Source organism: Streptomyces javensis, assembly GCF_039525925.1.
GTDB lineage: Bacteria > Actinomycetota > Actinomycetes > Streptomycetales > Streptomycetaceae > Streptomyces > Streptomyces asiaticus.
The window spans coordinates 67,810-81,857 of record NZ_BAAAIF010000015.1 but is presented as its reverse complement, the minus strand read 5'-3'; the positions used below and the strand labels follow the sequence as shown (position 1 = coordinate 81,857).

The window sequence follows — 14,048 nt, the reverse complement described above, 5'->3', positions numbered from 1 at the left end:
CCTACTTTGGCACGCTCAGATGCCGTTTCCGTTGCCAATACTGGAACCCATGGACCGCAATACCGAGCTCAGTGAATTCCTGCGGAGCCGCAGGGCACGTCTGAGTCCCGGCGACGCGGGCGTGAGCGTGAGCAACGACAGCCCCCGTCGGGTGCCGGGGCTGCGCCGCGAAGAGCTGGCGCAGCTGGCCGGCGTGAGCACGGACTACTACACGCGTCTGGAGCAGGGCCGTCACCTCAATGTGTCGGAGACGGTGCTGGACGCCGTGGCCCGCGCTCTTCAGCTCAATGAGACCGAACGTGCGTACCTCTTCGAGCTGACCCGGCCGCGCCCCCGGCGCACGGTGCGCCGCCGGCCGCCCCGCCCCCAGCGGGTGCGGCCCGGGGTGCACGCGCTGCTGCGCATGCTGGACGGGGTCTCACCGGCCTTCGTCCTCGGGCGCAGGGGCGATGTCCTGGCCTCCAACCAGCTGGCCCGGGCGCTGATCATCGACTTCGAGGCGCTCCCGTACCACGAGCGGAACATGGCCCGCTTCATGTTCCTCGACGAGGCGGCCCGTTCGCTGTGGCCGGAGTGGGAGACGGTCGCGGCGGAGATGGTGGCGTCGCTCCGGCTGGAGGCCGGGCGTCATCCCGACGATCCCCGGCTGACCGAGCTCGTGGGCGAGCTCACCATCAAGAGCCCCGAGTTCCGCACCTGGTGGGCCGACCACAACGTGCGGGAGAAGACCCACGGCGTCAAGCTCTACCACCATCCGGTGGTCGGGGACATGACGCTGGCCTACGAGAACGTGACCGTGCCCGGCGATCCCGACCAGGCTCTGTGCATCTACACGGTCGAGCCCGGTTCCCCCTCCGAGGCGGCCCTGCGGCTGCTGGCGAGCTGGACCGCGACCCCCTCGGCCGATCCTTCCGCGCCCTCGTCCGAAGCGCGTCCTTCGGGGGGACCGTCGTCCGACGTCTCCCCCTGATCCGCCCCTTCTGATCCCACCCCCCTTCCCCCTCCTTACCTCCCCCTTCCCTGCACCCATCCTCTTTTTCCTAGTTCGTCACAGGGAGACACGTTTATGACCACCAGCGTCACCGCCTACGCAGCCCCCGCTCCGAAGGCCCCGCTGGAAAGGACCACCGTCGAGCGCCGCGCCCTGCGCGAGCACGACGTGCTGATCGAGATCGCCTACGCCGGTATCTGCCACTCCGACATCCACCAGGCCCGCGAGGAGTGGGGCACCGCCCTCTTCCCGATGGTGCCCGGCCATGAGATCGCCGGTGTGGTCGCCGAGGTCGGCCCCGCCGTCACCAAGTACGCCGTCGGCGACCGGGTTGGCGTGGGCTGCTTCGTCGACTCCTGCCGCGAGTGCGAGAACTGCCTCGCGGGCGAGGAGCAGTACTGCCTCAAGGGCGAGGTGCCCACGTACAACGGCAACGAGTACGACGGCGCCCCCACCTACGGCGGCTACAGCACCCACATCGTGGTGGACGAGAACTACGTGCTGCGCATCCCCGAGGGGATCTCGTTGGACGTCGCCGCCCCGCTGCTGTGCGCCGGGATCACCCTCTACTCCCCGCTGGCCCACTGGAACGCCGGTCCCGGCAAGAAGGTCGCCATCGTGGGCCTCGGCGGCCTCGGCCACATGGGCGTGAAGATCGCCCATGCGATGGGCGCCGAGGTGACCGTGCTCAGCCAGACGCTCCGCAAGCGGGACGACGGGCTGCGGCTGGGCGCCGACCACTTCTACGCCACCGGCGACGAGTCCACCTTCACCGAGCTGGCCGGCACCTTCGACCTGATCGTCAACACGACCTCGGCGAACCTCCCGCTGGACGGCTATCTGTCGCTGCTGAAGCTGGACGGCACGCTGGTGCACGTGGGCGCGCCGGAGAACCCCAGCGCGTTCAACCAGTTCTCGCTGATCATGGGCCGGAGGTCGATGGCCGGATCGAAGATCGGCGGCATCCGGCAGACCCAGGAGATGCTCGACTTCTGCGCCGAGCACGGGCTCGGCGCGGAGATCGAGCTGATCGACGGCGAGCGGATCAACGAGGCGTACGACCGCGTCGTGAGCAGCGATGTGCGCTACCGCTTCGTGATCGACATCGCCTCGCTCAAGGCGTGATCGGCCGCCGAGGCCTGATCAGCCGCTAAGGACTGATCGGCCACCGAGACCGAGGCCGTCCGGACCACCCCCGGGTCCGGGCGGCCTCACCATGAGCCGGCCCTCAGAACAGCTTGCCGGGGTTGAGCAGGCCCAGCGGATCGAAGACCTGCTTGATACCGCGCTGCATCTCCACACCCACCGGACCCAGTTCACGCGCCAGCCACTCCCGCTTGAGGACGCCGACGCCGTGTTCCCCGGTGATGGTGCCGCCGAGTTCGAGGCCCAGCGCCATGATGGCGTCGAAGGACTCCCGGGCGCGGCGGGACTCATCGGGGTCGGCGGGGTCGAAGCACACCGTGGGATGGGTGTTGCCGTCCCCGGCGTGGGCCACGACGCCGATGGTCAGGCCGTACTTCGTGGCGATGGCGGCCGTGCCGTCGATCATCTCGGCGAGCCGGGAGCGCGGCACACAGACGTCGTCGATCATCGTGACGCCCTTGACCGCCTCCAGCGCCGGAAGCGTCATCCGGCGGGCCTGGAGCAGCATGTCGGACTCGGTGGCGTCCTCGGCCGGGACCACCTCCGTGGCACCGGCCGCCGTGCACAGCTCGGCCACGGCCGCGAGGTCGGGGCCCGGGTCCGGGGTGTCGAAGGCCGCCATCAGCAGGGCCTCGGTGGACTCCGGAAGGCCCATGTTCCCGATCGCGTTGACCGCGCGGACGCTCGTACGGTCCATCAGCTCCAGCAGTGAGGGGGCGTGGCCGCGCTCCATGATCCGGCAGATGGCGTCACAGGCGGACGCGGTGGAGGGGAACTCGGCGGCGAGCACGCGCTGTTCGAGCGGGGCGGGCTTGAGGGCGAGGACGGCGCGCACGACGATGCCGAGACTGCCCTCGGAGCCGACGAAGAGCCGGGTCAGGTCGTAACCCGCGACGCCCTTGGCGGTGCGGCGGCCGGTCTTCAGCAGCCGGCCGTCGGCGAGGACGACATCGAGCCCGAGGACGTATTCGGCGGTGACGCCGTACTTCACACAGCACAGCCCGCCGGACGCGGTGCCGATGTTCCCGCCGATCGTGCACTGCTCCCAGCTGGAGGGGTCCGGCGGATAGTAGAGGCCCTTCTCCATGACCGCGCGGGACAGGGTCGCGTTGACCACGCCCGGTTCGACGACCGCGATCCGGTCCACCGGATTGATCTCCAGGATGCGGTCCATCTTGACCAGGGACAGCACGACACAGCCGTCGGACGCGTTGGCCGCGCCCGACAGCCCGGTGCGCGCGCCCTGGGGCACGATCGGCACGCGCAGCGCGGTGGCGGTGCGGCACACGTGCTGCACCTGTTCCACCGTGCGCGGGAGGACGACCACGGCGGGCGCGCCCGCCTCGCAGAAGCTCGCCATGTCATTGGCGTAGGCCCCGGTCACATCGGGGTCGGTGAGCACCGCCTCCTCGGGGAGGCCCTCCCGCAGCAGCTCGATGAGGTCCGTCATATCTCCAGACTCGCACCCGGGAGGCGCCCGGGGAAGATCGCTGCAACGGATGGGTGACCACGAGGAGGGCCGTTGAGCAGGGCTGCGAGGAGGGCCTTGAACAGGCCCGCGAGCAGGGCCGCCGTGTGGTACGACGCTACTGCGCCTTGTAGTAGACGCTGACCTTACGGTCCCCGGCGGCGCCCGAGGCGAAGCCCATGCACAGCCGGCGCGGGCTGGACAGCTGGACGGCCATGCCCTCCGGCTCGCGGTAGCCGAGCGAGTAGGCGGCCTCGGTACGGGCGCGCTGGACGAGCTCGCCGGTGCGCAGATCGACGCAGGAGACGTAGGCGTTGCCGTGGCCGGAGGGCGGGTTGGCGCCGTCCTCGCCGGTGTAGGCGGTGCCGGTCAGCTGGTACACGTAGTCGCCGAGGACCGTGAAGCCCTGGAAGACCTCGCCGTCCTCGACACCGGTCTGGGGTATGTCGTCGTACACCGGGGTGTAGTCGCCCGCGCTGACCCCGGACAGGCTCATCAGCCGGTAGCGGACCTCGCCGTCGAGGCGGTAGCGCAGCAGCAGCCGGCGGTTGAGCATGTCGACGGCGGGCTGGTTGCTGGTGGAGCCCGCCACCGGGCGGTGCTTGGCCAGCGCGGACGAACCGGACGACAGCACGGTGCCATCGGCGAACTTGAAGCGGCTGATGGCGCGGCCGTAGCCGGAGTCGGGGTTGGCGTCCGACTCGGTCCACAGATAGGCGGTGGAGCCGACCGGCTCACAGCCGATGGCGACGCCGTGCCCGAACCCCTTGAGGTACATCGAGCCCAGCTCGGCACCGGCCAGGGACAGCTTGGTGACGCACAGATCGCCGTGGGCGGCGCGGTCGGCGCCGGAGACGGGGGCGGACTCCCCGCTGAGCCGGATCCCGCCCTCCATCAGCTGGATTGTGTAGACGTGCCCACCGACGTCGTCGAACGCGAAGGATTGCAGCACGGTGGAGTTGTGCGGGGTCTTCTCGCGGATCAGCTGGGTGGAGGGCACCGACAGGTCGAACCGGCCGCCCGCCACGGTGGCGGCCCCCGCGCGGGCGGCGAAGGCACCGAGCGCGCCGGCCGCGGCGACTCCCCCGCCGAGGGTGAACCTACGCCTGGTCAAACGGCCCGCAGTGTACTTTTCCGTGTGCATTGATACTCAACAACTCCCGTGTGATCACGCCGCGTTGGAGTGAACAGATCGCCGTGAGTGTAGACGGTGGGAAAGCGCTCCCATTCAGGTGTTCGCATTTTCTGGCACCGACTGCGCATGGGCACGGGAGTGTGGGCGCATGTGCACGGAATTGGGGGGGGTGGCAGCACGCGTGGGCAGGCGGGCCCAGCGGCCCGCCTGCCCACGGGGCGGTCAGAGGTTGCCGCGCTTGGCCTGCTCGCGCTCGATCGCCTCGAAGAGCGCCTTGAAGTTCCCCTTGCCGAAGCCCATCGACCCATGCCGCTCGATCAGCTCGAAGAAGACAGTCGGCCGGTCCTGGACCGGCTTGGTGAAGATCTGGAGCAGATAGCCGTCCTCGTCCCGGTCGGCGAGGATCTTCAGCTCCCGGAGGGTCTCCAGCGGGACGCGGGTGTCGCCGACCCACTCCCCCAGGGTGTCGTAGTACGAGTCGGGGGTGTCCAGGAAGCTCACCCCGGCCGCGCGCATCGCCCGCACGGTGGCGACGATGTCGTTGGTGGCGAGCGCGATGTGCTGGACCCCCGGTCCGCCGTAAAACTCCAGATACTCGTCGATCTGGGACTTCTTCTTGCCGACCGCGGGCTCGTTGAGCGGGAACTTCACCTTGCGGGTGCCGTCCGCCACGACCTTCGACATCAGCGCGGAGTACTCGGTGGCGATGTCGTCGCCCACGAACTCCTTCATGTTGGTGAAGCCCATGACGTCGTTGTAGAAGCGGACCCACTCGTCCATCCGGCCGAGCTCCACATTGCCCACGCAGTGGTCGATGGCCTGGAAGTTGCGGCGCGCCGGCGGGGCGACGACGGGCTCGGCCTCGGCGTAGCCGGGGAGGTACGGTCCGAAGTAGCCGGTGCGCTCGACGAGGGTGTGGCGGGTGTCGCCGTAGGTGCGGATCGAGGCCATGACCACCGTGCCGTGCTCGTCCTTGAGCTCGTGCGGCTCCTCGATCCCGGTAGCGCCGTGCTCCAGGGCGTACGCGTACGCGGCGCGCGCGTCCGGCACCTCGACCGCGAGGTCGATCACACCGTCGCCGTGCTCCGCGACATGCCCGGACAGGAAGCGGCCCCAGGCGCTCACCGGCTTGATGACGGAGGTGAACACGAAGCGGGCGCTGCCCGAGACGAGTACGTAACTGGCCGTCTCCCGGCTGCCGTTCTCCGGACCCGAGTAGGCGACGAGCTTCATGCCGAAGGCGGTGGCGTAGTAGTGCGCGGCCTGCTTGGCGTTGCCGACGGCGAAGACGACCGCGTCCATCCCCTTCACGGGGAACGGGTCGGCGTGCCGTGCGTCCCCCTGCTGCATCATCTCTGTCGTCTCAGTCATACTTCGAAGCGTCCCCCGGCGGCTCAAGGTGCGCAACACTTCGCGAAATCGCTGGTCAGGATGTATAGCTGGCAGTACATTCGGCAGCGCATCCTGTACAGGGTGACTACCGTCACAGAGGACACCTCAAGAGAGGCCCGGGGCCTGGAGGGGGACCGCATGGGAATCGACGGGCTCGATGCCCGCCTGATCGAGCTGCTCGCCGAGGAGCCGCGGATAGGGGTGCTGGAGGCGTCGCGCCGCCTCGGCGTCGCCCGCGGCACGGCGCAGGCGCGGCTGGACCGGCTGCGGGCACAGGGGGTGATCCGGGGCTTCGGCCCCGAGGTGGACCCGGCGGCGCTCGGCTACCCGGTCACCGCGTTCGCGACGCTGGAGATCGAGCAGGGGCAGGGGCCGGACGTACGGGCCCACCTGGCGACCGTCCCCGAGGTGCTGGAGCTGCACACCACGACGGGCCACGGGGACATGCTGTGCCGACTGGTGGCCCGCTCCAACGCCGATCTCCAGCGGGTGATCGACCTGGTGGTGGGGTTCGGGGGGATCGTCCGGGCCTCGACGGCGATCGTGATGGAGAACCCGGTGCCGCTGCGGATCATCCCGCTGGTGCGGCAGGCGGCGCGGGACTGAGCACTGGGATCAGAGTGCCCTGAACCAAAGACTCCGTTGCAAAGGAAGTATTGCAACTAAGTCTTTGCATGCTTACGCTGCGGCGCATGGCAGAGAACGAACAGCCCGCGTCCGACGAAGTCCGGGTGCTCGACCCACGCACCCTGCGCGGGCTCGCGCACCCACTGCGGATGCGCCTGCTCGGAGCGCTGCGCGAGTACGGACCGGCCACCGCGTCCCAACTGGCCGACAGATTGGGGGAGTCCAGCGGCGCCACGAGCTACCATCTGCGTCAGCTGGCCACCTATGGATTCGTCGAGGACGACCCGGAGCGGGGCAAGGGGCGGGAGCGGTGGTGGAAGGCGGTGCACAGGGGTACGCGCTGGAACGCCGACAAGTTCCTGGCTCACCCCGACCCGGCCGTACGGGGAGCGATGAACACCGCGCTCCACGAAGTGGCCACCCAGCACACCCAGGAGATGTCCACCTTCCTGGGCTCCCTGCACGGTTGGTCGGGGGAATGGCGGGCGGCCTCGGACCTCAGCGACTTCCACATGCGCCTCACCCCTGAACTCGCCCGCGAAATGCGCGACAAGGTGCACGAACTGATCGAGAGCTACCGCGAGAAGGAGGTGGACCGGGACACCGAGGGCTCCGCCCCGTACCGCGTCCATCTGCACGCCTTCCCGCGCGACGAGGACTGACCGATCCCTGGGGGGAACCACATATGTACGGCGACGAGATCCATCTGTGGCTGCACCACATACGGGCCGAGCGGCTGCGTGACGAGGCCCGCGCGGCGTCCCGGCCGCACCGCCGCTCCCGCCCCGCCCGCGCCCGGATGCTGCGTGCCCGGGTCGGCTGGACGCTGGTGGAGGTCGGGCTGCGGCTGGCCACGCCGCGGCTGCCGCAATCCGGTCTGACCGCCCGGTTCGACCACTGACATGGCCGACGACACAGGAGACAGAGCGCGCCGGGGGAACAGCGGGGACGACCGAAGACCACTCTTACTCGTCCTCGCCGCCAACACCGTCTCCATCGCGGGCAATTCCCTCACCCTGATCGCCGTCCCGTGGTTCGTCCTGGAGACCACGGGCAGCGCCGCCAAGGCCGGGCTGGTCTCCTTCTGCGCGACCCTGCCGGTGGTCGTCTCCGCCGTCATCGGCGGGCCGGTCATCGACCGGATCGGCCGCCGACGGGTCTCCATGGCCTCCGACTCGCTGTGCGGGGTGGCCGTCGCCACGATTCCGGTGCTGCACTTCGCCGGGCTGCTGCGGTTCTGGCAGCTGTGCGCGCTGATGGCGTTCTGCGGACTGCTCCACGCGCCGGGCGAGACCGCCCGCCAGGTGCTCGTCCCCGCGCTGGCCGAACGGGCGGGCACCACCCTCAGCCGCGCGGCCAGCTTCTACGACGGGGCCTCGCGCGGGGCCAGGATGCTCGGCGCCGCGCTCGGCGGGCTGCTGATCGCGCTGCTCGGCCCGCCGTCGGTGCTGCTGCTGGACGCGGCCACGTTCGCGGCGTCCGCGGTGCTGATCATGGCGGGGCTGCGCGGACTGCCCGCCGCCGCGCCGCGCAGGCCCGTGGTGCCGGTGTCCGCCCGCGCCTACCGCGCGGAGCTGGGCGAGGGGTACCGCTTCCTGCTGCGCCATCGACTGCTGCTGGCCATCGTGCTGATGGTCATGGTCACCAACGGCCTCGACCAGGGCATGTCCTCCGTGCTGCTGCCGGTCCACGCCGAGCGGCACCTGGGCGGTTCGGTGCAACTGGGGCTGCTCACGGCGCTGTTCGGCGGCGGGGCGCTGGTGGGGGCGCTGCTGTACGGGGCGGTGGGCGACCGCTTTCCGCGCCGGACCGTGTTCGCGGTGAGCTTCCTGGTGTGCGGGCTGCCGCGGTTCCTGATCGCCGCGTTCGTGCCCGGGGTGTCCCCGCTCGCCGTGACGATGGCGATCAGCGGGGTCGCGGCGGGGATGCTCAACCCGATCCTGACCACGGTGACGTACGAGGCCGTCCCCGACGAACTGCGCAGCCGGGTCTCGGGGGCGCTCACCGCGGGGGTGTGGGTGGTGATGCCGCTCGGCGGGCTCGCGGCCGGATGCCTGGTGGAGGGGGTGGGGCTGACCGCCGCCTTCCTGGTGACGGGCGGTGTCTACTTCCTGGCCACGCTCAGCCCGCTGGTCTTCCCGGCCTGGCGCGGGATGGACGAGGGGCCGGCGGTGGCTGTGGACAAGGGGGCGGCGGACAAGGCGGCGGCGGACGAGGGCGTGCCGGCGCCACTCAGCAGTGGGGGACCGCGCCGCCCGACTCCAGCGCCCGCAGAGCCGTCACCGCACCCTTGAGGGTGGTGACGGGGATCAGCCGCAGCCCCTTGGGCAGTTCGGCCGTGGCGTCGGCGCATTCGGCCTTCGGCACCAGGAAGACCGTGGCGCCGTCCCGCTTGGCGGCCTGTGTCTTCAGCGGGACCCCGCCCACGGCCCCGACCTTGCCCTTGGCGTCGATGGTGCCGGTGCCCGCGATCGTCCGGCCGCCGGTGAGGTCGCCGCCGCGGCCGTCGCCGTCCAGCTTGTCGACGATGCCGAGGGAGAAGAGCAGCCCGGCGCTCGGACCGCCGACGTCGGCGAGGCGCAGGGTGACCTTGACGTCGCGCGGGGAGCGGTGGAGGTAGCCGAGCGCGGCGCTGGTGGCCGAGGACTGGGACTCCTCCATCTCCTCGGCGTTGTGCCGCTCGATCTCCTTGGTGGTGCCGCCGACGTAGACCGAGTCATGCGGCATGACGGCGCGGTCGGTGGCGAACCAGCCGCTGACCACGTCCTTCACCCGCACGGTGGCCTCCGGGCCGGTCGCCAGGATCGTCGTCATCCGCAGCTGCCCGGCGGTCTTGCGGGTGCCGCTCCCCGAGACGCTGATCACCTGCTTGCCGCGGTCGGACCCCAGGACGTTCACGGTCGAACCGGGCTGGGCCACGGTGAACGGCAGCGGCGCGAACGCGGCCACCGCGAGCAGGGCGAGCACGGGGGCGGAGCAGAGCGCGAGGGTGCGGGCGCGGGGGGAGACGGCAGGCATGGTGTGAATCTAGTTGACCGCCGGGGAGCATGAGCCGCCGCCCCGGCGCCATGGGGCCGCCCGGGGCGGCGTGAACCCGACCGTAACGCTCCGGCCGCCCGACGCGGGCGGACGGGTTCAGGGGCATGCCCCCGTCGCGATCGGCGCGGGCGGACGGGGTCAGGGGCTTGCCCCCACGGCGCCGGGCGCGGCCCGCCCCGCTGGGCGCGCGCCCAGCGCCACCACCGGACCCGCCGCGGCACGGCGGCCCGCCCTCACCTCAAGGCGTCCGAGACCTCTCGGGCCGCGTCGACCACCCGGGGACCGACCCGGTCCGGGACCGAGTCGCAGAGCATCACGACCCCGACGCTGCCCTCTATCCCCGTCACCCCGATGAGCGGGGCGGCCGCGCCGCTCGCGCCCGCCTCCAGTTCGCCGTGGGTGAGGGCGTACCCGGGGTCGTCGGGGCGTCCGGCGCGGGCGGCGAGGATCGCGCGCCCGGCGGCGCCCCGGTCGAGCGGATGCCGGAACCCGGCCCGGTAGGCCACGTGGTAGTCGGTCCAGGTCGGTTCGACGACCGCGACGGCGAGTGCATCGGTGCCGTCGACCAGGGTGAGGTGGGCGGTCGCGCCGACGTCCTCGGCGAGGGAGCGCAGCGCGGGCAGCGCCGCCTCCCGTACGAGCGGATGCACCTGGCGGCCGAGCTGAAGCACCCCGAGCCCGACGCGCGCCCGCCCGCCGATGTCCCGGCGGACCAGGGAGTGCTGCTCGAGGGTGGCCAGCAGCCGGTAGACCACGGTGCGGTTGACGCCGAGCTTGTTGGACAGCTCGGTCACGGTCAGCCCGTGGTCGGTGTCGGCGAGCAGTTTGAGGACGCGCAGTCCCCGATCGAGCGTCTGAGAGGTCTCCGCGGTCACGACGCCCCCTCCTCGGTGATGAGTGGCGGCTCTTCGTGCGGTGGCCCGCCGGTCCCGACGACGGCGCGCGAAGAGGCCGCCGGTCGCGGTGGTCACGCACCGGCTGCGCTCCGCGGCGGCGCTGCCACGGGGCGTGTGCGTGCCCGAACGCTAGCGAGCCGGTCCGCTTTGCGGAAGGGTTTGTCCAGAATCCGAGCGGAGCTGCCAAGGTGTGCGGCGCGAGGGCGCCCCAAAACCTTCCGCTTTGCGCGGATTCATGAGGGGGCTCTGCGACCGGTTCATGAAATTTTTCGAAAGGGGGTTGCGCAGGGGGACGCCTGCGGCGGGCTGTTCCCCACCCCGCCCCTTCCCGTAACTGGGGCTTCGCCCCCGGGCCCCGAGGCCCAGGGGCGAAGCCGCATGTCCATGCTCCGGGAAGGGTCGGGGAGGCCCGCCGCCCTGGCGCGCCAGCGCGCCGGGGTGCCCAGGGTGCCCAGGACGCCCAGGGCGCCCAGCCCCGGAGGAGCCCCGGGGCCCAGGGCGAAGCCCCAGCCACGCGGCGGAGCCACATATCGACGCTGCGCGCCAGGGGTGTCCGGAGCTCCGCCCCCGAGCCCGGGGACCAGGGGCAGAGCCCCGGCCATGCGGCGGAGCCGCACATCGACGCCGCGGGAAGGGGCAGGGAGGGGAAAGACCCGCTGCCCCGACGCGCCAGCGCACCAGGGCGCGCCCGGGGGCCCGAGGCGGAGCCCCCGCGCGGCGGAGCCGGTGCCCCGACGCGCCAGCGCACCAGGGCGCGCCCGGGGGCCAGAGGCGGGGCCCCCGCGCGGCGGAGCCGCGTACCGATGCTGCGGGGAGGGGAAAGACCCGCGCGTCAGCGCATGCGCGTGGCCCACTCCCGGACCTTCTTGATCCGCTCCCGGATCTGCCCCGCCGTAGCCTCCGCACTCGGCGGCCCCCCGCACACCCGGCGCAGCTCTGTGTGGATCACGCCATGCGGCTTCCCGCTCTGGTGGACATACGCCCCCACCAGCGAGTTGAGCTCCTTGCGCAGCTCCAGCAGCTCCTTGTGGGTGACCACCGGCCGCCGCTCCGCCGGAAGCTCCAGCAGATCCGCCTCCGTGTCCGGCTTCTTGCGGCTGTGCGCGATCTGCTTGGCCTGCCGCTTCTGGAGCAGCATCTGCACCTGGTCGGGTTCGAGGAGCCCCGGGATGCCCAGGTAGTCCTGCTCCTCCTCGCTGCCCGGATGCGCCTGCATGCCGAACTCGGCGCCGTCGTACAGCACCCGGTCGAAGACCGCGTCCGACTCCAGCGCCTCGAAGGGGAGTTGGTCCTGTTCCCCGGTGTCCTCGTCCTGCTGCTTCTCGGCCTCCTCGAGGAGCTTCTCCTCCTCCGCGTACGGGTTCTCCTCCTCGCCCTCCTTCTTCGGCTTGTCCAGGACGTGGTCGCGCTCGACCTCCATCTCATTGGCGAAGCCGAGCAGGTTCGGAATGGTGGGGAGGAAGACGGACGCGGTCTCGCCGCGCCGCCGCGACCGTACGAAACGGCCGACGGCCTGGGCGAAGAAGAGCGGCGTCGAGATGGTGGTCGCGTACACCCCGACCGCCAGCCGGGGCACGTCCACGCCCTCGGACACCATCCGGACCGCGACCATCCAGCGGTCGTCGGAGTGGCTGAAGTCCTCGATCCGCTGGGACGCCGCCGCCTCGTCGGAGAGCACCAGCGTCGCCTTGGTGCCGGTGATCTCGCGGATCAGCTTGGCGTAGGCGCGGGCCGAGTCCTGGTCGGAGGCGATGACGAGCGCCCCCGCGTCCGGGATGCCCTTGCGGACCTCGGACAGCCGCTGGTCGGCGGCGCGCAGCACGTTCGGCATCCAGTCGCCGCGCGGGTCGAGCGCGGTGCGCCACGCCTGGGAGACGGCGTCCTTGGTCATCGGCTCGCCGAGCCGCGCCTCGATCTCGTCGCCCGCCTTGGTGCGCCAGCGCATGTTGCCGCTGTAGGAGAGGAAGATGACGGGGCGCACGACGCCGTCCCCCAGCGCGTTGCCGTAGCCGTAGGTGTAGTCGGCCGAGGAGCGCCGGATGCCGTCGTTGCCCTCTTCGTAGGTGACGAAGGGGATGGGGTTGGTGTCGGACCGGAACGGGGTGCCGGTGAGCGCGAGCCGCCGGGTGGCCGGCTCGAACGCCTCCAGACACGCCTCGCCCCAGGAGCGGGAGTCACCGGCGTGGTGGATCTCGTCGAGGATGACCAGCGTCTTGCGCTGCTCGATCCGGTTGCGGTGCAGCATGGGCCGGACGCCGACGCCCGCGTAGGTGATGGCGATGCCGTGGTACTCCCGGCTCAGCGGGCCCGCGCTGTACTCCGGGTCCAGCTTGATGCCGATCCGCGCGGCGGCCTCCGCCCACTGCTTCTTCAGATGCTCGGTCGGCGCGACGACCGTCACCTGCTGGACGACATGGTGGTGCAGCAGCCAGGAGGCGAGGGTCAGGGCGAAGGTGGTCTTCCCGGCCCCGGGGGTCGCCACCGCGAGGAAGTCCCGCGGCTGCTCCTGGATGTACTTGTCCAACGCACCCTGCTGCCAGGCGCGCAGCTTGCTCGCGGTACCCCAAGGCGCCCGGCCGGGGAAGGCGGGCGAGAGGTGATGGCTGGTGGAGGCGGCAGTAGTACTCACGGTCTCCGTCGGGCTGGCTCGGCGGGGTCGATCGGGAACCGCGTCAGCCTACCGGTGCCGTCCTTCACACTCCGGGGTACGGGCCGATCCCACCCGGGGGTGGGATCAGACTCACATTCCCTCGTGCAGCCTCCGCAACCTGGCCGCGATGTCCACGACGTCCTCAAGCGCGCCCGCGGCCACGCCGACCACCAGCTTGTACGCCTCGTCCTGGTCGACGTCGAGCATGTCGGTGCCGTTGAGATCGAGGAAGACCACCGTGCACATCCACGCCATCCGTTTGTTGCCGTCCACCAGCGGGTGGTTGACGGCGAGCGACTGGAGCAGCGCGGCGGCCTTCTCGAAGTGGTCGGTGTACGCCTCTATGCCGAACATCTGCGACTGCGGACGATGCACAGCCGAGCTCAGCAACCCCAGATCGCGCACCGCGATCTGCTGCCCCCCGCAGGCGATTTCCGCCAGGTCCAGCACTTCCTGGACCGTCAGGTACTTCACTTACTCCCCCAGCCTCCGCAGAAGGTCCGCGTGGCGTGCGGCGTACTTCGCCCCCAGGCGCTGGACCGACTCCCGGTCCGCCTCTTGCTCGAGATACCGGTCGATCGCCTGAAGCACTATGGCGTGCATACTGCGGCCCTCCTCCTCGGCCCGCTGCTTGAGCGCCTCTTGCTGGTCGTCGCGCAGTCGGAGATTCATAGCCATACCAAAACGGTACCACCACTGGGGCC

The 14,048-nt window shown here is 71.0% G+C and carries 14 protein-coding genes; 6 read left to right on the top strand and 8 right to left on the bottom strand.

Features of this window, described 5'->3' with window-relative positions; translation table 11 throughout:
- The first annotated feature begins 49 nt into the window (after positions 1-49).
- Together ABD329_RS16280 and ABD329_RS16275 are read left to right on the top strand one after the other, a co-directional pair.
- Positions 50-970: a helix-turn-helix transcriptional regulator gene (locus tag ABD329_RS16280; RefSeq protein ID WP_138915411.1), complete on the top strand. Its 921-nt coding sequence runs from the start codon at positions 50-52 to the stop codon at positions 968-970.
- Between the two features lie 96 nt (positions 971-1,066).
- Positions 1,067-2,116, top strand: a complete 1,050-nt coding sequence (locus ABD329_RS16275) for an NAD(P)-dependent alcohol dehydrogenase (RefSeq protein WP_198280410.1) — start codon at positions 1,067-1,069, stop codon at positions 2,114-2,116.
- Positions 2,117-2,219: 103 nt separating this feature from the next.
- On the opposite strand, the gene ABD329_RS16270 is transcribed toward ABD329_RS16275, so the two are convergent.
- The 3 genes from ABD329_RS16270 to hppD form a co-directional block, all read right to left on the bottom strand.
- A complete protein-coding gene (locus tag ABD329_RS16270; RefSeq protein WP_198280409.1) occupies positions 2,220-3,587 on the bottom strand; it encodes an FAD-binding oxidoreductase in 1,368 nt (455 codons plus the stop codon).
- Between the two features lie 136 nt (positions 3,588-3,723).
- Positions 3,724-4,719 carry a phage baseplate protein gene (locus ABD329_RS16265; RefSeq protein WP_246618935.1) on the bottom strand — a complete coding sequence of 332 codons (996 nt, stop codon included), beginning with the start codon at positions 4,717-4,719 and terminating at the stop codon, positions 3,724-3,726.
- Positions 4,720-4,962: 243 nt separating this feature from the next.
- A complete protein-coding gene (gene hppD / locus ABD329_RS16260) occupies positions 4,963-6,111 on the bottom strand; it encodes a 4-hydroxyphenylpyruvate dioxygenase (protein ID WP_198280407.1) in 1,149 nt (382 codons plus the stop codon).
- A gap of 159 nt (positions 6,112-6,270) precedes the next feature.
- Between hppD and ABD329_RS16255 the strand changes: the two genes are divergently transcribed.
- The 4 genes from ABD329_RS16255 to ABD329_RS16240 all read left to right on the top strand — a co-directional run bounded on the left by ABD329_RS16255 (position 6,271) and on the right by ABD329_RS16240 (position 9,053).
- On the top strand, positions 6,271-6,738 hold the full coding sequence (locus ABD329_RS16255; RefSeq protein ID WP_020870947.1) for an Lrp/AsnC family transcriptional regulator: 468 nt from the start codon (positions 6,271-6,273) through the stop codon (positions 6,736-6,738).
- Between the two features lie 86 nt (positions 6,739-6,824).
- Positions 6,825-7,421, top strand: coding sequence for an ArsR/SmtB family transcription factor (locus tag ABD329_RS16250; RefSeq protein ID WP_246618934.1), 597 nt, complete (start codon positions 6,825-6,827; stop codon positions 7,419-7,421).
- 23 nt (positions 7,422-7,444) lie between these two features.
- Entirely contained in the window at positions 7,445-7,660 is a 216-nt protein-coding gene (locus ABD329_RS16245; RefSeq protein WP_198280405.1) for a hypothetical protein, read from the top strand.
- Between the two features lies 1 nt (position 7,661).
- On the top strand, positions 7,662-9,053 hold the full coding sequence (locus ABD329_RS16240) for an MFS transporter (protein ID WP_344316533.1): 1,392 nt from the start codon (positions 7,662-7,664) through the stop codon (positions 9,051-9,053).
- On the opposite strand, the gene ABD329_RS16235 is transcribed toward ABD329_RS16240, so the two are convergent.
- From ABD329_RS16235 to ABD329_RS16215, 5 genes are all read right to left on the bottom strand, one after another.
- A complete protein-coding gene (locus ABD329_RS16235; protein ID WP_198282232.1) occupies positions 8,992-9,777 on the bottom strand; it encodes a S16 family serine protease in 786 nt (261 codons plus the stop codon). The genes ABD329_RS16240 and ABD329_RS16235 overlap by 62 nt on opposite strands.
- 254 nt (positions 9,778-10,031) lie before the next feature.
- Positions 10,032-10,673, bottom strand: coding sequence for an IclR family transcriptional regulator (locus tag ABD329_RS16230; protein WP_198282231.1), 642 nt, complete (start codon positions 10,671-10,673; stop codon positions 10,032-10,034).
- A gap of 853 nt (positions 10,674-11,526) precedes the next feature.
- A complete protein-coding gene (locus ABD329_RS16225; RefSeq protein WP_198280417.1) occupies positions 11,527-13,323 on the bottom strand; it encodes a DEAD/DEAH box helicase in 1,797 nt (598 codons plus the stop codon).
- Positions 13,324-13,434: 111 nt separating this feature from the next.
- The gene (locus tag ABD329_RS16220) at positions 13,435-13,818 is read right to left on the bottom strand and encodes a type II toxin-antitoxin system death-on-curing family toxin (RefSeq protein WP_198280418.1); all 384 of its coding nucleotides are present in this window, start codon (positions 13,816-13,818) and stop codon (positions 13,435-13,437) included.
- Positions 13,819-14,016, bottom strand: coding sequence for a ribbon-helix-helix protein, CopG family (locus ABD329_RS16215; protein WP_014061073.1), 198 nt, complete (start codon positions 14,014-14,016; stop codon positions 13,819-13,821).
- Positions 14,017-14,048: the final 32 nt, after the last annotated feature.